Raw genomic sequence first — 17,972 nt, 5'->3', positions numbered from 1 at the left:
TTCAGGGGCATGAGGCACACAGCGAAGGTCATCGGCGCGGGGCTCGTGCTGGTCGCGGCTACGGCCTGCGGTTCCCCGGCCGGCAACGCCAGTCCAGGGAGCCCGCCGACCTCGTCGACCAGCAGCCCATCGCCATCGAGCAGTGACTCGCCGACCTCGGCACCGACGTCGTCCAGCGCCCCGGAAAAGCCCACTGTGCCGAAGCAGGCTGTTCCCCCCGGTGACGCTCCTGTCCCGGCCGGGCAGGTCGACGCGTCGGCCCTGCCTCCCGGCTACCCGAGCCAGGTGTTCACCGGCAACGGCGGAACGGTGCTTTCGGTCGTCGCCGAGCAGGGCGGCTGTGAGCACGTCACGGCGGCTCCGCCGGAGCAGAACGCCCAGCACGTGGTCGTCAACCTGGTCAAGACGATCGCGCACACCGGCCAGATGTGCCCGGACTACATCAGGAACGTCACCATCTCGGTGACCCTGTCCGCGCCGCTCGCCGCACGCACCGTCGTGCTCAAGGCCACCAGCGCCTGACCCCCTCAGCCACCCGGCCGCGCCAGTACGACTCGGGGGACCTTTCGTACAGAACCGCTGTACGAAAGGTCCCCCGAGTCGCTTGCGGGAGGTCGGCTAGCTGAGCGTTAGGGCGGTGTCGTCCAGTACGAACGACGTCTGCAGTGACGAGTCCTCCGTGCCGCTGAAACCGACGGTGACGGTCTGTCCGGCGAGCGAGGAGACGTCGAACGTCTTCTGCGCGAAACCGGTGTTCGCGTTGACGTTCGAGTATGTCGCCAACGTGGTCGTGCCGGCCTTGACGGTCAGCTTGTCGTAGGCCGTCGAGCCGCTTTCCGCGGTATCGATGTGCAGCCAGAAGGTCAGCGATGCGTGGCAGCCACTGGGAATCTTCACTGACTGGGACAGCGAGTCGGTGTGCGTGGAGCCGTAGCCGTTCAACCAGGCCAGGTAGCTACCGGAGTGGGCGGCTTCGCCGGCGGACGCGTTGCTGATCACGCCAGAGGTCTGGGTCCATGGCGTGGTTCCCGTTTCGAAACCGGCGTTGCCGAGCACCTGACCGGAGCAGCCGCCACCTCCACCCGTGGGCGAGATCGTCCAGCTGAACGAGGCACTGGCGGTCGCGTTCGCGCTGTCCTTGGCCGTAGCGGTCACCGAGGACGTGCCGGCGGTGGTGGGCGTGCCGGAGATGACGCCGGTCGACGCATTCAGCGTGAGACCGGCAGGAAGCCCGGTCGCAGTCCAGGTGTACGGCGACGTGCCGCCCGACGCTGACAGCGTGAGGCTGGTCGCCGTGCCCACGGTGCCGCTCTGGCTACCCGGGTTGGACACGCTGACCGGGCCAGGACCGCCGCCACCGCCGGCGGTGAAGGCCGCGGTGCCGTTGGGTGTGCCCAGGCCGGTCGGACCGTCCCAGCCGCTGCCCGAGTTGCAGAGGACGCTCACCGAGCAGCTGCCGTTGCTGCCCGACGTCACGTCGTAGAGGTTGCCGGTGTGGGCGTACGGGTAGGTGTTGGGGGTGTCCGACGCGCCGGGGGTGCCGGCGAGCGCATAGACGGACGCGATGATCGGCGAAGACGCGCTCGTGCCGCCGTAGACGGCCCAGCCGCTGCCGCCGTAGGTCTGGTAGACCGCGACACCGGTGTTCGGGTCGGCCACCGCGGACACGTCCGCGTTGGCGCGGTTGGCGCAGTTGGTGGTGACCCCGTTCTGGACCGCGGGCTTGGCGACGTCGCTCGAGCAGCCGCTGCCGGAACCGGACCACGCCGTTTCCGACCAGCCGCGCGTGCCGCCGCCGCTGTGGTTGAGCGAAGTACCGCCGACGGCGGTCACGTACGCCGAGGACGCGGGGTAGCTGATGCCGTAGCCGCTGTCTCCGGTGCTCGCGGTGATGGCGACGCCGGGGTGGTGGAAGTAGCTGCTGTCGCTGGTGTTCTCGGTGCCGTCCTCACTACCGCCGTAGCTGTTGGAGACGTACTTCGCGCCGAGCGACACGGCGGTGTTCACCGCGGTGCCGAGGTCCGCTGTGGACGGTTGGCTCGCTTCGACCAGCAAGATGTGGCAGTTCGGGCAGATCGCCGAGACCATGTCGACGTCGAGCGAGATCTCGCCTGCCCAGCCGCTGTCCGCGGTCGGCAGCGGGCTCGTCTGGCCGTTTTCGTTGACCTTCTTGAAACATCCGTTGGCCGTGGTGCAGGCGGGCAGGCCGTAGGTGGACCGGTAGGAGGCGAGATCGGACTCGGCCGCGGGGTCGTCGTTGGAGTCGACGATCGCCACCGTCGCGCTCGCGCTGCCCGACGACGTCAGGCTGTAGGCCGAGCGGAGGTCGGCCGGGCCGTAGCCGCTGGGGGCGGCGTTCGGCGCGAGGTGGGCTTGCATGGTGTCGGTCTGCCTGATCGCGAAACACGTCGCCATCCCGGGTTTGACGACCTGGGAACAAACGTTGGCGGTCGGATGTGCCGCGGGCTGGTTTACCTGCGGACTCGCGAGCGCCGGTGCTGCCGGCGCGGCGAGCACCACAGCGGCCAGTCCCGCGATGCTGAACAGTCTTCGTTTGACACTGCGCACGATCCCTCCTCGGGGTCGATTCGATAGGGGGTCACCCATCGGTGTCAGTTGTCTACAAGGAGTGGGAAACGCGCGGTGTCACGTTAAGGTCAGTGGCGCAAAAGTGTCGTTCCACTGGACCGGAGGAGCGCTGCATGGTCGCCAAGGCAGTCGGTCATCTCATCACACTGGGGTTGAAAAGGGACGACGCCGAGGTCTACCTGACATTGCTGGCTGGTGGTTTGTCCACTGCTGAGCAGATTGCCGCAAAGACCGGACTTCCACCGAAAGTCGTGAGTGGATGTTTCAGCGCGCTGGCCACCGCGGGGCTGGTGAGCCTGGCGAAGATGAACTTGGATTCGGCGCGCCCGGTGCCACCGAGTCTCGGTCTCGACCTGTTGTCCCGCCACCGTGAGGCCGAACTGGCCCAGGCTCGGATCGACGTCACCAGGGCGTTCGACTCCTACCGGCGGTCCTCCACCGGCGACGCGGCCGACCAGCTGATCGAAGTCGTGGTGGGGCCTGCCGTCAGCGACCGGATCCATCAGCTGGAAAGCGCGGCGAGGGTCGAAGTCCGCGGCCTGGATTCCCCGCCTTACTACGCGGATGCCGACGGAAACGACGTCGAACTGGACAACCTGCGCGGCGGCGTCCGCTACCGGGCCGTGTACGGCAAAGTCGCGCTGGAGCGGCCCGAGTACCTCGCCGACAACGTTCTGCCCTGCGGCAAGGCCGGCGAGGAAGCGCGCATCCTGCCCGACGTCCCGGTCAAGCTGCTGATCATCGACGACGAATGCGCGGTCGTTTCGCCGTCCGTCGCCGAGGCCGACGTCGGCCTGTCGGCGTTCCTGATTCGGCCGTGCAGCCTGCTTTCCGCGTTGATCGGCCTGTTCGAGATGTGTTGGCGGGCCGCGCTGCCGCTGAACTTCGCCGAGCAGCCGAACGGTTTGCACCTGCTGCCCAGCGAACGGCGGATGCTCGCCCTGCTGGCCGCCGGACTCGGTGACGACCAGGTCGCCAGGAGCCTCGGTGTCAGCCGCCGGACGGTCTTCCGCTACCTCGAAAGCCTGATGGCGCGGACCGGCGCGGCGAACCGGTTCCAGCTCGCTCTGCACGCCAAGCGGAACGGCTGGTTGTGATGCAACCCCGCGGGCGGTTCGTTCCGTCTCCACAACCATGAGGTACCTAACGAAATTCGCGGGTGCGGGTCTCCTCCTGATCGCGGCGACGGCCTGTGCCGGTCAACCAGCCCCTGCCAACCCAGCCGCGGCGGGTCAGCCGCCGGCTTCGAACGTCGACAAACCGGCGGCTCCGGGAGGAGGTCCCGCCGAAGCTCCGGCGCAGTCGGTGCCGGACGGCAGCGTCCCGGTGCCCGCCAAGCAGATCGACGCGAGCTCGCTGCCCGCCGACTATCCGCGGATCGCCTTCGTAAGCCGCGGCGGCACCGTTGTTTCGGTCAAGGCGCTGGAAGGCGGTTGCAGCCACGCCAGCGCGACGACGTCGCTGCAGGACGCGCAGAAGGTAGTCGTCAACCTCGCCGAGAGCACGCCGAACCGGCACCAGATGTGCACGATGGACATCCGGTATCCCATGGTTTCGGTGCCGCTGGGCGCCGCGCTCGGTGACCGGACCCTGGTCATCAAGCTCGCACCGAGTGCGCCGAGCATGCCCTGACGGTGAGGCTTAGGCTGCCCGTTATGGGAAAACGGCAGGTTTCGGTCACCAGGACCGTCGGCACCACCCCGGACAAGATCTTCGAGCTGCTCCTCGACCCGGCCAAGCACGCGCTGATCGACGGTTCGGGATCGGTGCGGGCAGCGCGTCCCGGCGGCCCGCAGCGGCTTGAGCTGGGTTCGAAGTTCGGCATGGAGATGAAGATCGGCGCGTCCTACAAGATCGACAACACCGTGGTCGAGTTCGAGGAGAACCGGCTGATCGCGTGGCGCCACTTCAACGGGCACCGCTGGCGCTGGGCGCTCAAGCCCGTCGACGGCGGGAAGACGGAGATCACCGAAACCTTCGACTGGTCCACGGCGAAGGCGCCTTACCTGATCGGCATCAGCCCGTTCCCGCGCAAGAACAAGGACGGCATCGAGAAGACCCTCGCCCGCCTCGCGGAGATGTTCCCCGGCTGAGTGCGGCTGTTCGATCCGTGGAGGCCTCCGCCCGTCGGCGGAGACCTCCACGAAAACTCAGCTCAGTACGGGTGGGACGTACTGGCACTTCGGGGTGACCGCGTGCGCCGGGTCGAGGGCGTTGAGCACGAGGGTGCCGGTGATCGGGTCGTACGGGATGCCGAGGTGGTCGGTGTTGTCGAGCGCGCACAGGTCCTGCAGCAGGACGTTGTGTACATTCGGCGCCGGCTTGAGGAACGCGTTCGTATACGGCGTGACGACCTCGTCGTACCTGGTCTCGATCACCGTGTAGTCCACGCCGGGCACCGTGTCGCCGCCCGCGTTGAGCGCCTTGAGGAAGCTCGAATTCGTCGCCTGCTGGTTGCAGGACGCGCACGCCAGGCCGAGGACGCCCGGCACCCCGGGAATGGCTTCGAGCGTGGTCAGCAGGCCGAACAGGTTAGTGCCGTAGTTCGACGGCGCGAGCCCGATCAACTTCCCGATCTTCTTGTCGCCGCCCAGGTTCTTGATCCAGTAGCGGATGTTCATACCGCCCTGCGAGTGCCCGACGACGTCGAGCTTCTTCGCGCCGGTCGCTTGAAGGATCCTGTCGCCGAACGCGGCGAGCTGGCTCGCGGTCGTCTCGATGGGGCCGACGGTCTGCAGGAAGCTGCCGGGGGAGCCGCCGAAGTTCCCGGCGAACACGCAGTAGCCGGCATCGGCGAGCCGCTGGGACAGGTTCGACCAGTTTTCGTAGGCGTTGGCCGTGGTGCCGTTGGAAAGCAGCACAGGGTCCGGGTGCGCCGCGCTGGGTTGGCAGCCCCAGTCGTTGGTGCCGGGTGGGGACAGGGTCGGGTTGCTCAGGGAGTACAGCGCCGCCGCGATGATGTTCGGCTGCACCGGTCCGGTCGCGTCCTGCGGTGCGGCCTGCGCCGCCCCGGTACTGAAGAGCAACCCCGCCAGCGCCGCGACGGCTACCAGTCCGCGTGATCGTCGTCGTCCGAAGATCCGAGCACCCATGCCCATCCACCTCTCTGTGGAAGACCTTTGGGGTGACTCATGTCACCCGAGTACTTAACGGGTGAGTAGCCAAGGAGTTACGCGCTGTCCTGCGGATTTGGCAACGGATTCGCGTTTTCGTGGTGGAACAGGCAGGAGCGCAGGAACGTCATGCTTCGAGCACCGTCACACCGGCTGCCGTCAGCGCGGCTTTTTCCTCCTCCGGAACGGTTTCGTCGGTCACGACGGCGTCGAGCGAGGCGGCGGACACGACAAAGGCCAGTGCGGTGCGGGAGAACTTCCCTCCGTCGGCCACGGCGATGACCCGGCGGGAGCTGGTGATCGCGGCGCGTTTGGTCGCCGCGTCCGCCAGGTCGTAGGCGGTCAGGCCCTCGGCGGCGCTTAGTCCGCAGCAGGCGATGACGGCGGTGTCGAAGCGCAGGGCGGAGAGCGACGCCTCGGCCAGCGGGCCGGTCACTCCCAGTTCGCCCGGCCGCGGTTCACCGCCCGGCAGCAGGAGTTTCACCTGGGACGCGCCGGTCAGCGCGTTCGCGGCGTGCAGCGACAGCGGCATCACCGTCAGGCGGCGGTGTTCGAGTGCTCGCGCGACCTCCAGGCACGTGGTGCCGCCGTCGAGGACGACCGCCTCGCCGTCGGCGATCAGTTCGGCGACCTTCGCGCCGATGCGCCGCTTGACGTCCAGCCCTTCCTGCGCCCGCATCGCGAATGGTGGCTCTTCGCCTCGCAGCAGCAGGCTTCGGGCTCCTCCCCGGAAGCGTTCCAGCACACCTTGGTCGGCCAGGAGCTCCAGGTCGCGGCGAATGGTCATCTCCGAAGCGCCGGTGAGCTCGGAGAGTTCGCCAACGCTCATCTGTCCTGCGTGTTTGGTCGCTTCGGTGATCTGCCGAAGTCGCTCAATGCTGGCCATACTCCCATTGAACAGCAACCATGTGTGCTAGACAACCTTTCGAACATGAAAATTGTTTGTTATGTTCGAAACATGGACAGATCACTGCGAGCCGCCCGGCTGGCCACGTTCGCCTTCTTCGCCCTCTACGGCTTCGTGCTCGGCATGTGGATCGTCCACATCCCCACGGTGGAACAGCGGGTGGGGATCGACCACGCGGTGCTCGGCCTCCTGCTGCTCCTGCTCGGCGGAGGCGCCTTCGTCGGAATGCAGGTGGTCGGACCGCTGATCGATCGGTTCGGCCCCCGCCGGGTGATGCCCGTCAGCGCGGCGTTGTGCAGCGTCGCGCTGATCCTGCCCGGGCTCGCCACCGGGGTTTGGGGGCTCGGTGCCGCGTTGCTGGTGTTCGGCTTCTTCAACGGCTGCCTGGATGTCACCATGAACGCCCACGCCGTCACGGTCGAACGCGGTTACCGGCGGCCCGTCATGTCCGCCTTCCACGCGGCGTTCTCCCTCGGGGGTGTGCTTGCCGCACTGGTCGGCGCGCGGACGTTGAGCTGGGGCTGGAGCATGCCGGCGACTCTCGTCGGGGTCAGCGTGCTCGGCCTGGCTGTCACGTTGTCTGCCTCGCCTTCGCTGCTGCGGCCGGAACCCGCGAGCCGGCCGGACGCCGCCGTCCAGGCCAGGACGAAGCGCAGGATGTCTCCACGAATCTGGGCCATGGCCGCGCTCGCGTTCATGCTGATGCTCTGTGAGGGCGTCGCCAACGACTGGAGCGTGCTCGACCTGCGGACGGTACTCGACGCACCTGCCGCGACCGCCGCGCTGGCCTACGGTGCCTTTGCGACCGCCATGACGATCGGACGCCTGTTGGCCGATCGGGTGGTCGCGCGGTTCGGCCCGGTCGCTCTGGTCCGTTACGGAGCCGCCCTGGGCGCGGTCGGGCTGGCCATGGTCGCGATTTCTCCGTGGATTCCGCTGGTACTCATCGGCTGGGCGGTGGCCGGCATCGGGCTGTCCGGCTGTGTCGCGCAGCTGTTCAGCGCCGCGGGCCACGCCGACGAGGGCGCGGCCGGGGTCAACATTTCCCGGGTGGCGGGTCTCGGTTACGTGGGCATGCTCGCCGGCCCGGCCGTCATCGGACCGCTCACCCACTTCATCCCGCTGAACCTGACCTTCTTCCTGCCCGCGGCTTTGTGCATCGCTGCCGCAGGTGCCGCGAGGGTGCTGCGGTCGCCGGCTCAGGTCCCGGTGGAGCGGGTCAGCGGCGGAATCGGGTGACGTAGACGTCGTCCTTCTTCGGGCCGGTGACGGACCACGCCAATTGCCACCTGTCCGGCCCCAGGATCCGGTACTCGCCGCGGTACTGGTCGTCGGCGCACGGATGGGTCGACGACCACTGTCCCTCGCGCAGGTCGACGTCGTGGAAGAAGCCGCCGTGGTCGAAGTACACCGACGCTTGACCCGGGCCCGTCAGCCGGTACTCCAGGACGCGCGTGACCGGACCGCGGTACAAGCCGGTGTCGAGTACGCCCTCTTCCCGGTAGCTCAACGACTCGCCGTCCAGGGCGAACTCGGCCGAACCGGTGACCTTGCCGGCCGCGCCATCGGCGTCGTACAGGTCTCGCTCCAGCAGCCAGCGCCCGGTGAAGTAGCCGGCGAGATCGGTTACGGGGTACACGTCCGCCACGTTATTGGATGGACGACTCAGCCGCGGTCGTGGACCCTGACCGCATGGACGACTATTTGGTGATCAACAAGGCGAGATGGGACGAGCGAGCCCCTGCGCACGCCGCGTCCAGTGACTACGGCTTCGATCGCTTCATCGCCGAGCCCGACTTCCTGAGCAGGGTCGTCCGGTTCGACCGCGCCCGCCTCGGTGACGTCACCGGGCTGCGAGGGGTCCATCTGCAGTGCCATATCGGCACCGACACGTTGTCGCTGGCGCGGCTCGGCGCGCGGATGAGCGGGCTCGACTTGTCCTCGGCCTCGCTGACCGAAGCGCGCAAGCTGGCCGCGAGCACAGGCACGGACATCGACTACCACGAAGCGACGGTCTATGACGCCGTCGACGTCCTCGGCGCCGGGTCGTTCGACCTCGTCTACACCGGCGTCGGCGCATTGTGCTGGTTGCCGGACGTGGCCCGATGGGCTCGCGTCGTCGCGGACCTGCTTCGCCCCGGTGGTCGCTTGTTCATCCGTGAAGGGCATCCGATGCTGTGGGCGCTCGACGAGACGGCCGAGCTGCCGACCCTCGGGTATTCGTACTTCGAGACGAAGGAACCGCTCGTCTTTGACGAACCGGGCACATACGTCGACACCGACGCGACCTTCTCGAACGGGCTGTCGCACTCGTGGAACCACGGGCTCGGCGAGATCATCACCGCGTTGATGACCGCGGGACTCAAGCTGACGCAGTTCGTCGAGCACGACAGCGTTCCGTTTGAGGGGCTTCCCGGGCACATGGTCCGCGACGACGCCGGCGAATGGCGGCTGAGCGCCAATCCCGAGCGTCTCGCCGCGAGCTATACGATCCAGGCGGTCAAGGAGCCGTAGTACACGAAACGCGCGGGCGTGCGCGTGGAACGCACACGGCCGCGCGTGAAGTGCACAACACTCAGCTCCGGAACGAGATTTGCAGCAAGGGTTCCGAGGTTTCCTCGAAGAAGTCGTTGCCCTTGTCGTCGATCACGATGAACGCGGGGAAGTCTTCGACTTCGATCTTCCAGACCGCTTCCATGCCGAGTTCGGCGTACTCGACGACCTCGACCTTCTTGATGCAGTCCTGCGCGAGACGCGCGGCCGGGCCGCCGATGGAACCGAGGTAGAAGCCGCCGTGCTCCTGGCACGCGGCCGTCACCTGCTTGGACCGGTTTCCCTTGGCCAGCATCACCAGCGAGCCGCCCGCCGCCTGGAACTGCGCGACGTAGGAATCCATCCGGCCGGCGGTGGTCGGTCCGAAGGAACCGGACGCGTAGCCCTCGGGCGTCTTCGCCGGGCCTGCGTAGTACACGGGGTGGTCGCGGAGGTACTGCGGCATCTCTTCGCCCGCGTCCAGCCGTTCGGCGATCTTCGCGTGCGCGATGTCCCGCGCCACCACGAGTGTCCCGGTCAGCGAGAGCCGCGTCTTTACCGGCAGCTGGGACAGCTGCGCCCGGATCTCGGCCATCGGCCGGCCCAGGTCGACGGCGACGACCTCGTCGGACAGGTGCTCGTCGGTCACCTCCGGCAGGAACCGCGCCGGGTCGCGCTCGAGCTGCTCGAGGAACACGCCGTCCGCGGTGATTTTCGCCTTCGCCTGGCGGTCCGCCGAGCAAGACACCGCGATGCCCACCGGGCACGACGCGCCATGGCGGGGGAGCCGGATCACGCGGACGTCGTGGCAGAAGTACTTGCCGCCGAACTGCGCGCCGATGCCGAAGTGCCGCGTCATCTCGAGCACCTGCTGCTCGAGATCGACGTCGCGGAATCCGTGCCCCAGCTCGGATCCTTCCTGAGGAAGGTTGTCGAGGTAGCGCGCGGACGCGAGCTTGGCGACCTTCAGGTTGTACTCCGCCGACGTGCCGCCGACCACGATCGCGAGGTGGTACGGCGGGCAGGCGGCGGTGCCCAGGCTGCGCAGTTTCTCGTCGAGGAACTTGGCGAGCCGCTTCGGGTTGAGGACGGCCTTCGTCTCCTGGTAGAGGAAAGTCTTGTTCGCGCTGCCCCCGCCCTTGGCCATGAACAAGAACTCGTAGCTCGGGTCGGCCGCGCCGGGGTCGTCGCGGTGGTACAGCTCGATCTGCGCCGGCAGGTTCGTGCCGGTGTTGCGCTCGTCCCAGAAGTTCACCGGCGCCATCTGCGAGTAGCGCAGGTTCAGCCGCTGGTAGGCGTCGAAGATGCCCTCGGACAGCGCTCGTTCGTCGTCGCCGCCGGTCAGGACGCCTTCGCTGCGTTTGCCGATGACGATCGCGGTACCGGTGTCCTGGCACATCGGCAGTACCCCGCCCGCCGAGATCGCGGCGTTGCGGAGGAGGTCCATCGCGACAAATCGGTCGTTGCCGCTCGCTTCGGGGTCGTCCACGATGGCGCGCAGCTGCGCCAAGTGTGACGAACGCAACAGGTGCTGGATGTCGGAGATGGCCGTTCTGGCCAGGTTTCGCAGCGCTTCGGGCTCTATTTCGAGGAACCGGCGCCCGGCGGCCTCGACCACGCGTACGCCGTCCGAGGTGACCAGCCGGTACTCAGTGTGTTCGTCCTTGCCCAACGGCAGGACTTCGGTGTGCTTGAACGTGGTGGTGGGCAGCTTGGGAGGCACTTCTTTAGAGGGCACTGCGTGAGAAGGCACTGCGCGGGCTCCTTTGCGCGCGGGCGGGCGTGCCTCCGACCGTACCGGAGCGCCTTCGCCCGCCCTCGTGCCACATCCTCGCCGCGTCGGCTCACCAAGTAGTCGGAAGGCCGGGTCCACCCCGACGGACCCGACCTTCCGGGGAAAGCGGCTCGGGTGCGAACACCCTGACCGCGTGGCTCATGCCTGGCAGACGCCCGAGGCCGTAAATATCTGTGCCCTCGACCGTCTCGTGACCCAGGTCATAAGTCAACGCTGCCGATTGGGTATTGCGCACCGTGATCGATGCCCACTGGCGATTTAGCCCGCTTAGCTGGCGTACGCGCGGAGCCGTTCGGCCCGCTCGCCCTGCCGCAGCTTCGACATGACCTCGCGCTCGATCTGGCGGACGCGCTCGCGGGAGAGCCCGAAGTGCTTGCCGATCTGGTCGAGCGTGCGCGGCTGGCCGTCGTCCAGGCCGTAGCGCAGGCGGATGACGTGCTGCTCACGGTCGTCCAGCGTCGACAGGACACGGCGGAGGTCGTCCTGCAGGAGCCCGGAGATGACCGCGCTCTCGGCGTCGACGGCTTCGGAGTCCTCGATGAAGTCGCCCAGCGGGGCGTCCTCTTCGGTGCCGACCGGCATGTCCAGGCTTACCGGGTCACGCGCGTGATCAAGCAGGCTGGAGATCTTCTCCGCCGGGATGCCGGACTCGGCCGCCATCTCCTCGTGCGTGGCTTCACGCCCGAGCTGCTGGTGCAGGTCGCGCTTGATCCTGGCGAGCTTGTTGACCTGCTCGACGAGGTGGACCGGGAGCCGGATGGTGCGACCCTGGTCGGCCATCCCCCTGGTGATGGCCTGCCGGATCCACCAAGTGGCGTACGTCGAGAACTTGAACCCCTTGGAGTAGTCGAACTTCTCCACCGCGCGGATCAGACCCAGGTTCCCCTCCTGGATCAGGTCGAGCAGCGGCATACCGCGCCCCGTGTAGCGCTTCGCGAGCGACACGACCAGGCGCAGGTTGGCCTCGAGCAGGTGGTTCTTCGCCACCAGCCCGTCGCGGACCAGCGCGGTCATCTCGGAGCGGCGCTTCGGCGTGAGCTTTTCGGCGGTGTCGAGGACGTGCTGGGCGAAGACGCCGGCCTCGATCCGCTTCGCCAGCTCGACCTCGTCGGCCGCGCTGAGCAGGGCGGTCTTGCCGATTCCGTTGAGGTAAACACGGACGAGGTCGGCCGCGGGACTCTGGGCGTCCAGGTCCGCGTCGCCGAGCAACGTCGGCCCGGTCGAATCTTCGGTAGACTGCGCAGGAATGGTGCGCTGCCTGATCCCCCTGGCCTCGCGTTCGAGAGTCTGGACTGACATTCTGCCTCCCCGGTCACGGGCTGACGTGGTGCTGTGCGTCACGTCTGTAGCTCTGCTTCGCGACACCGAGCCTGTGGAACTCGGAGCCGCGCTTCCAGCTTGCTGGCTGGACACTTGGTGTAACGCTCCGGTTTTCGATTTCGTTCCCGGGCCGCTCACTAGAGAGACGGCCCAGTACGACAGGCGGTTGCTCGACAAATACTGAGCTTTTCCTGAGAAGGCAGGCCTGCGCGGAGATCAGCCCGAACCCGCGCCGAACGCAATGGTTCAGACCAATGTGGGAACGGGTCGGAGCGGGTCAGACCTCGACCAGAACGGTGAAGGGGCCGTCATTCACGCTCTGGACAGCCATCATCGCGCCGAACTGTCCGGTTGACACGGTTGCCCCGCGGCGCTCGAGTTCGGCCACGACGGCGTCCACGAGCGGCTCGGCGACCTCGCCCCGGGCAGCCGCCGTCCAGGACGGTCTGCGTCCTTTGCGGGTGTCGCCGTACAACGTGAATTGGCTCACTACGAGCAGCGGCGCGCCCGTCTCGGCGCAGGATCGCTCTTCACGCAGTATCCGCAGTTCGTGCAGTTTCCGGGCCATCACCGCGGCTTTGGCACTGTCGTCGTCGACGTGGATTCCCAGCAGTACCAACAAACCGGGCTCGTCGATCGAGCCGACAACGGTGTCTTCGACGGTGACGGCCGCCCGGGTCACCCTGGCGACGACAGCCTTCACAAGGCGCTCGAACCCGCCGGGACCAACATCCCGTGCCGGACGAGTTCCCGCACAACGGGAAGTGCCGACGCGGCGAGCTCTTCGGCGTCGAGTCCTTGCGCCGCCGCGAGCAGCTCGATGAGGTCCTCCAGCGGCAGCGCGCCGCGGCAGCCGGCCAGCAGCCTCGACGCGAGCTCGTCGACCTCATGCTGCCAACCGGGTCCGTCCGTCCGGTGCAGCCTGCGCACGGTGGTGAGCCAGCCCTCGTCACTGGGCTCGTCGACACTTTCGAGAAGCACCGTCGGTGGCACCACAAACCGGACATCCAGCAGCGAACCACCGTTGGCGCGTAACCATTCCACCCGATCGAGCCACCGCGCGGCCTCGGCCCCCAGCGGGTCGTCGTAGGCCTGCCGGAGGTCCTCGCACACAACAGTGGGAGTTTGCCCGCCCGCGCGACGCAGGGTCACGAACCCGAAGCCGATCCCGTCGACCTTCTGCTCGGTGAACCAGTCGAGCCAGTCGCCGGACTTCGCTCGGCCCTCGGGCGAACGCGGGTCGATTCCCGCGTCCCGGAGCCAGGTGCCGACGTAGAGGCCCGGGTCGGCGACATCGCGTTGCACGAACCAGGCGTCGGTCTCGGCGGGCAACCAGCGAGCCACCCGTTCGGCCCAGTCTTCGCCGTCGACGTGTAGCCAGGAGGCGAGCAGCTGGCCGACCCCGCCTTCGTTGAGGAACCCGGGGAGCTGCCGGACGACGAGCGCGCTCGCGTCGTCGCCTGCCAGCCCGGAGTCCCGGTAGGTGTAGTCGACCCGAGGCGGACCGACGACGAACGGCGGGTTGCAGACGATCTGGTCGAACCGGCGGCGCGCGACCGGCGCGAACCACTCGCCGTGGCACAGCTCGACGTCGAGCTCGTTGAGCCGGAACGTGGCCGCGGCCAGCGCGAGCGCCCGCCCGGAGACGTCCGTCGCGGTGATCCGGCGGGCGTGCTTGCTCGCGTGTAGCGCCTGGACACCGTTCCCCGTGCCGACGTCGAGCAGCGTGTCGACGTCCTGCCTGCTGGTCGCCCTGACCAGGCTGAGGGAGGCGTGCCCGACACCGAGCACGTGGTCCTCGCCGACCGGGTGGCCGAGCACGTCGGAATCGAGGTCGGAGATCACCCACCAGGAGCTCTCGTCGTCTCCGTGCGGGCGCACGTCGAGCGCGGCGCGGTAGCCGTCACTGTCCGCGCGCAGCAGCTCGGCCTCGACCGCGTCCTCGACCGACAGCGGCGCGAAAGCGGCGGTGACGGCCTTGGCCGGCTCGGTCAAGCCGAGCAGGAACAGCCGGATCAGCGTGCCCAGCTCGCCCGCGTCGCGGCTGGCCCTGGCCGCCAGCTCGGGCTCACCTCGGCCCAGCGCGGCGTGCGCGACGCCGCCGAGCGCGTCGACCACCCCGTCCACGTGGTACCCGGTTCGGAGGAACGCTTCGCGGAGCCGGGCGCAGGTGCCGGCCGAAATCTGGGGATGAACGGTGCTCACGGTCGGTAATGCTGCCACGATGGCCTGGTGACCACCCAACAGCTCCTCGCTCGCCATCGGCAGAGTGTGTTAGCCCCGCTCGCCGACCGGCTCGCCGATCTGGAGGCGCTCTACCTCGACCTGCACAGTCACCCCGAGTTGTCCTTTGCCGAAACGCGGACGGCGGCCGAGCTCGCCCGGCGGCTTTCTGACGCCGGGTTCGAGGTGCACACCGGGGTCGGCGGCACCGGGGTGGTCGGGGTGCTGCGCAACGGTCCTGGTCCGACGGTGCTGCTCAGGGCCGACATCGACGCGCTGCCGGTCGAGGAGAAGACGGGCCTGCCGTACGCGAGCACGGTTCGCGCCACCGCCGCCGACGGCACCGAAGTACCGGTGATGCACGCCTGCGGGCACGACATGCACGCCACCTGGCTCTCCGGCGCGGCCGACCTGCTCGCCGGCGGGCGCGAAAACTGGTCGGGAACGCTGCTGGCGGTGTTCCAGCCGGGGGAGGAGACCGGGAACGGCGCGGGCGGCATGATCCGCGACGGTGTGCTCGAGCTGGCCGGCAAACCCGCCATCGTGCTGGGGCAGCACGTCGTGCCGGGACCGGCGGGCTGGGTGCTGACCAGGCCAGGGGTGATCATGGCGGCCACCGACGCGCTGCGGATCGTGCTGCACGGGCGAGGCGGGCACGGTTCGCGCCCGGAGACCACGGTCGATCCGGTCGTGCTGGCCGCGTCGATCATCCTGAAGCTGCAGACGATCGTGGCGCGGGAGATCGCGGCCACCGAGTCCGCGGTGGTCACGGTGGCTTCGGTGCACATCGGGACAGCCAACAACGTGATCGCCGACCAGGGTGTGCTGGAGGTCAACATCCGCACGTTCGACGACCAGGTCCGGCAAAAGGTCCTGGCCGCGGTGCATCGGATCGTGCTCGGCGAGGCGGAGACGGCAGGAGTGCCGAAGCCGCCCGAAATCACGGACATCGGCAGTTTCGCCGTCACCTCGAACGACGAGACGGCGAACGGCGAGCTGACCGACGTCTTCCGTGAGCACTTCGGCGTCGAGCGCGTCGTGCCGGCGCCGCTGGTGACCGGCAGTGAGGACTTCAGCGAGTTCGGCCGCGCTGCCGGGGTGCCTTCGGTGTTCTGGCTGGTCGGCGGCGCGGACGCGGAGGCGGTGCTGACCGCGATGGGGGCAGGCCGGTTCGAAACCGACATCCCGTCGAACCACTCACCGCTGTACGCGCCGGTGCTGCACCCGACGTTGTCCACCGGGGTCGAGACGCTGGTCACCGGTGCCTTGAAGTACCTGGCCGCGCCGGCTATCGGATGAACGTGCAGAGTGGGAGCATGAACGTGGAGGTGGTGTCGTGAGTACACCCGCTCAGACGCCTGAACCGCGTCCCGAGCCGCGGGAGGCCGCTCCGGTGCTGATCACCGAAGCCGCCCCGTCGTACGACGAGCAGTTCGCCACCCGGAAACGTAAGTACATGACGATGATGGCGTTCCGGATCCCGTGCCTGGTACTGGCCGGCGTGTTCTATCACACCTGGTGGCTCGCGCTGGCGTTCGTGGTGATCTCCATCCCGCTGCCGTGGATCGCGGTACTCGTCGCGAATGACGGGCCGCCGCGGAAGGCGGAGGAAGTCAACCGCTACGAGAAGCCCGCGAAGATCATCGAGAACTCCGCGCACCCGATCATCGAAGGCTGAAACACGAGTCAGGGCTGCGCGCCCACTTTGCCGACCGCGGACGCGCCGAGCCGGACGCCCGACCGTAGAACCTCGACCGTGGACTCCCCGGCGAGCCATGCCGAGAGCACCCCGGCGTCGAACGCGTCGCCCGCGCCCGTGGAGTCGACGCACTGGGCCGGCACCGCGGGCACCGTGGTGATCCCGTCGGCGTCGACCCAGCTGGCCCCGTTCAGCCCGGCGGTCACCGCTACCGCGCCGACCGTGCCGAGCAACTCCTTCGCCGACTCCGGATCGGCGGATCCGGTCAATGCCACCAGTTCCTCGGTGTTCGGCAACAGGAGGTCGATCCCGCGGACGTCGTCGAGGAACGCCGCGGGATCGGTGAGGTGGGTCGCGGCCTGAGGGTCGACCGAGGTGGTCAGCCCCGCCTCCTTCGCCGCGGCGAGCGCCGCCAGCCCGGCCGGCCGCGACGACGGGTCGAGCAGCACGTAGCCGGACAGGTGCAGGTGCCGCGCGCCGTCGAATTCGGACGTGTGGATGTCGCTGGGGACGAAACGCGCGTTGGCCCCGCGGTCGGCCAGCATGGTGCGCTGGCCCTCGGCGTCGACGAGCACGACCACGACGAACGTCGAAGCCTCCTCGTCCACGGCGAAGGCGCACCGCACCCCCGACGACTCGAGTTCGGCGCGGATCAGCCTGCCGCCGGGGTCGTCGCCGATCCTGGCGATCAGCGTCGTGTCGACGCCTGTCGACCGCATCCATAGCGCGGTGTTCGCGCCCGCGCCACCGCTGACGAAGCCGATTTGCGCGCGGGTGTCGCCGCCGTAGACGATCGGTCCGTCGTGCTGCGCCACCATGTCGAGGCCGGCGTCGCCGACGACGATGACCTTCATGACAGCTTCACCGCGACCTCCGCGGCCAGCTGGGCGTTGGACACCACGAGGGCTTCGTTGGCGTCGAGGCTCACGCCGCCGCTCGCGGTGTGGAAGTGCTCCAGCAGCACCGGAGTGACGTCCGAGCCGTGCACGTTCTTGGTGCGCAGGAGTTCGAGGCCTTCCGCGAGCAGCCGGTCGTGCAGTTCTTTGTCCATTTCGGACTCCGCTGGGATCGGGTTTGCCAGCAGTACTCCGGAATCCGACCGCTCCCGGTGTGCCGCGACGACGGCAGCGGCTTGGGCCGGGTCCTCCACCCGCCACGGCACCGGCAGCCCGGACGAGCGGAGGTAGAACGCGGGGAAGTCGTCGGTGCGGTAGCCCAGCACCGGCACCGAGTTCGTTTCGAGCACCTCCAGCGTCGCCGCGATGTCGAGCACCGACTTCACCCCCGAGCACACGATGAGCGTCGGAACCCGGGCGAGCACGCCCAGGTCGGCCGAGACGTCCCAGGTGGCCGAGGCGTTGAGGTGGACGCCACCGAGCCCGCCCGTGGCGAACACCCCGATCCCGGCGGCCGAAGCGAGCGACGCGGTGCTCGCGACCGTCGTCGCGCCCGACCGGCCGAGGCCGATGGCCGGCCCGAGGTCGCGCAGGGACAGCTTGTCGAGATCGGCGTCAGGCGCGCAGACCCGCTCCAGCTCCGCCCGCGACAGCCCGACGAGCGGGCGGCCGTCGAGCACCGCGATGGTGGCCGGCACCGCGCCCGCGTCCCGGACGACCTGCTCCAGCCGCAACGCGACCTCGAGGTTCCGGCCGGGCGGCAGGCCGTGGGAGAGCAGGGTGCTTTCGAGAGCGACGATCGCGCGGCCGTCGTGCAGCGCGCTCGAGACTTCGTCGGTGAGGAATGGGGTAGTCACGACTGGACATCTTCGGCGATGGGTGGCGCCGACCAGGCACT

At 68.5% G+C, this 17,972-nt stretch carries 18 protein-coding genes; 8 read left to right on the top strand and 10 right to left on the bottom strand.

Annotated elements, in window-relative coordinates:
* Positions 1-9: 9 nt before the first annotated feature.
* Positions 10-522, top strand: coding sequence for a hypothetical protein (locus tag JWQ81_RS19585; protein WP_297543557.1), 513 nt, complete (start codon positions 10-12; stop codon positions 520-522).
* Between the two features lie 96 nt (positions 523-618).
* Here the strand turns inward: JWQ81_RS19585 and JWQ81_RS19580 are convergent, their stop codons facing one another.
* Positions 619-2,415 carry a putative Ig domain-containing protein gene (locus tag JWQ81_RS19580; protein WP_297543637.1) on the bottom strand — a complete coding sequence of 599 codons (1,797 nt, stop codon included), beginning with the start codon at positions 2,413-2,415 and terminating at the stop codon, positions 619-621.
* Positions 2,416-2,702: 287 nt separating this feature from the next.
* On the opposite strand from JWQ81_RS19580, the gene JWQ81_RS19575 reads away from it, so the two are divergent.
* Genes JWQ81_RS19575 through JWQ81_RS19565 form a run of 3 tightly spaced genes read left to right on the top strand, consistent with a single transcriptional unit; the run spans position 2,703 to position 4,682 of the window.
* The gene (locus JWQ81_RS19575) at positions 2,703-3,686 is read left to right on the top strand and encodes a helix-turn-helix domain-containing protein (protein ID WP_297543555.1); all 984 of its coding nucleotides are present in this window, start codon (positions 2,703-2,705) and stop codon (positions 3,684-3,686) included.
* Positions 3,687-3,723: 37 nt separating this feature from the next.
* Positions 3,724-4,221: a hypothetical protein gene (locus JWQ81_RS19570; RefSeq protein WP_297543553.1), complete on the top strand. Its 498-nt coding sequence runs from the start codon at positions 3,724-3,726 to the stop codon at positions 4,219-4,221.
* Between the two features lie 23 nt (positions 4,222-4,244).
* Positions 4,245-4,682 carry an SRPBCC family protein gene (locus JWQ81_RS19565; RefSeq protein ID WP_297543551.1) on the top strand — a complete coding sequence of 146 codons (438 nt, stop codon included), beginning with the start codon at positions 4,245-4,247 and terminating at the stop codon, positions 4,680-4,682.
* Between the two features lie 57 nt (positions 4,683-4,739).
* Here the strand turns inward: JWQ81_RS19565 and JWQ81_RS19560 are convergent, their stop codons facing one another.
* Both JWQ81_RS19560 and JWQ81_RS19555 read right to left on the bottom strand, forming a co-directional pair.
* A complete protein-coding gene (locus JWQ81_RS19560; RefSeq protein WP_297543550.1) occupies positions 4,740-5,681 on the bottom strand; it encodes an alpha/beta fold hydrolase in 942 nt (313 codons plus the stop codon).
* Between the two features lie 148 nt (positions 5,682-5,829).
* Positions 5,830-6,588: a DeoR/GlpR family DNA-binding transcription regulator gene (locus JWQ81_RS19555; protein WP_297543548.1), complete on the bottom strand. Its 759-nt coding sequence runs from the start codon at positions 6,586-6,588 to the stop codon at positions 5,830-5,832.
* Between the two features lie 72 nt (positions 6,589-6,660).
* Here JWQ81_RS19555 and JWQ81_RS19550 point away from each other — a divergent pair, with 72 nt between their 5' ends.
* Positions 6,661-7,848, top strand: a complete 1,188-nt coding sequence (locus JWQ81_RS19550) for an MFS transporter (RefSeq protein WP_297543546.1) — start codon at positions 6,661-6,663, stop codon at positions 7,846-7,848.
* Here JWQ81_RS19550 and JWQ81_RS19545 read toward each other — a convergent pair.
* Complete coding sequence (locus tag JWQ81_RS19545; protein ID WP_297543544.1) at positions 7,829-8,248, bottom strand: DUF6314 family protein; 420 nt, start codon at positions 8,246-8,248, stop codon at positions 7,829-7,831. The two genes, JWQ81_RS19550 and JWQ81_RS19545, sit on opposite strands and share 20 nt — an antisense overlap.
* A gap of 53 nt (positions 8,249-8,301) precedes the next feature.
* On the opposite strand from JWQ81_RS19545, the gene JWQ81_RS19540 reads away from it, so the two are divergent.
* Positions 8,302-9,123, top strand: coding sequence for a bifunctional 2-polyprenyl-6-hydroxyphenol methylase/3-demethylubiquinol 3-O-methyltransferase UbiG (locus JWQ81_RS19540; RefSeq protein ID WP_297543542.1), 822 nt, complete (start codon positions 8,302-8,304; stop codon positions 9,121-9,123).
* A 61-nt stretch (positions 9,124-9,184) separates the two neighbouring features.
* Here the strand turns inward: JWQ81_RS19540 and JWQ81_RS19535 are convergent, their stop codons facing one another.
* From JWQ81_RS19535 to JWQ81_RS19520, 4 genes are all read right to left on the bottom strand, one after another.
* Entirely contained in the window at positions 9,185-10,852 is a 1,668-nt protein-coding gene (locus tag JWQ81_RS19535; protein WP_297543635.1) for a fumarate hydratase, read from the bottom strand.
* A 351-nt stretch (positions 10,853-11,203) separates the two neighbouring features.
* The gene (locus JWQ81_RS19530; RefSeq protein WP_297543540.1) at positions 11,204-12,235 is read right to left on the bottom strand and encodes a sigma-70 family RNA polymerase sigma factor; all 1,032 of its coding nucleotides are present in this window, start codon (positions 12,233-12,235) and stop codon (positions 11,204-11,206) included.
* 298 nt (positions 12,236-12,533) lie between these two features.
* Positions 12,534-12,959, bottom strand: a complete 426-nt coding sequence (dtd, locus tag JWQ81_RS19525) for a D-aminoacyl-tRNA deacylase (protein WP_297543538.1) — start codon at positions 12,957-12,959, stop codon at positions 12,534-12,536.
* Positions 12,956-14,518: a methyltransferase gene (locus tag JWQ81_RS19520; protein WP_297543536.1), complete on the bottom strand. Its 1,563-nt coding sequence runs from the start codon at positions 14,516-14,518 to the stop codon at positions 12,956-12,958. The genes dtd and JWQ81_RS19520 overlap by 4 nt, the downstream gene beginning before the upstream one ends.
* Between JWQ81_RS19520 and JWQ81_RS19515 the strand changes: the two genes are divergently transcribed.
* Both JWQ81_RS19515 and JWQ81_RS19510 read left to right on the top strand, forming a co-directional pair.
* Positions 14,489-15,778, top strand: a complete 1,290-nt coding sequence (locus JWQ81_RS19515; protein WP_297543534.1) for an amidohydrolase — start codon at positions 14,489-14,491, stop codon at positions 15,776-15,778. The two genes, JWQ81_RS19520 and JWQ81_RS19515, sit on opposite strands and share 30 nt — an antisense overlap.
* 37 nt (positions 15,779-15,815) lie before the next feature.
* Positions 15,816-16,157, top strand: a complete 342-nt coding sequence (locus tag JWQ81_RS19510) for a DUF3099 domain-containing protein (RefSeq protein ID WP_297543532.1) — start codon at positions 15,816-15,818, stop codon at positions 16,155-16,157.
* Between the two features lie 8 nt (positions 16,158-16,165).
* Here the strand turns inward: JWQ81_RS19510 and JWQ81_RS19505 are convergent, their stop codons facing one another.
* A complete protein-coding gene (locus JWQ81_RS19505; RefSeq protein ID WP_297543530.1) occupies positions 16,166-17,032 on the bottom strand; it encodes a carbohydrate kinase family protein in 867 nt (288 codons plus the stop codon).
* Positions 17,029-17,931, bottom strand: coding sequence for a pseudouridine-5'-phosphate glycosidase (locus JWQ81_RS19500; RefSeq protein ID WP_297543529.1), 903 nt, complete (start codon positions 17,929-17,931; stop codon positions 17,029-17,031). Before JWQ81_RS19500 ends, JWQ81_RS19505 begins: the two co-directional genes overlap by 4 nt.
* Positions 17,932-17,972: the final 41 nt, after the last annotated feature.

The organism is Amycolatopsis sp. (genome assembly GCF_025464955.1).
In the GTDB taxonomy this organism is placed as follows: Bacteria; Actinomycetota; Actinomycetes; order Mycobacteriales; family Pseudonocardiaceae; genus Amycolatopsis.
The sequence above is the reverse complement of the archived record's forward strand: the minus strand, read 5'-3'. Positions and strand labels throughout refer to the sequence as shown.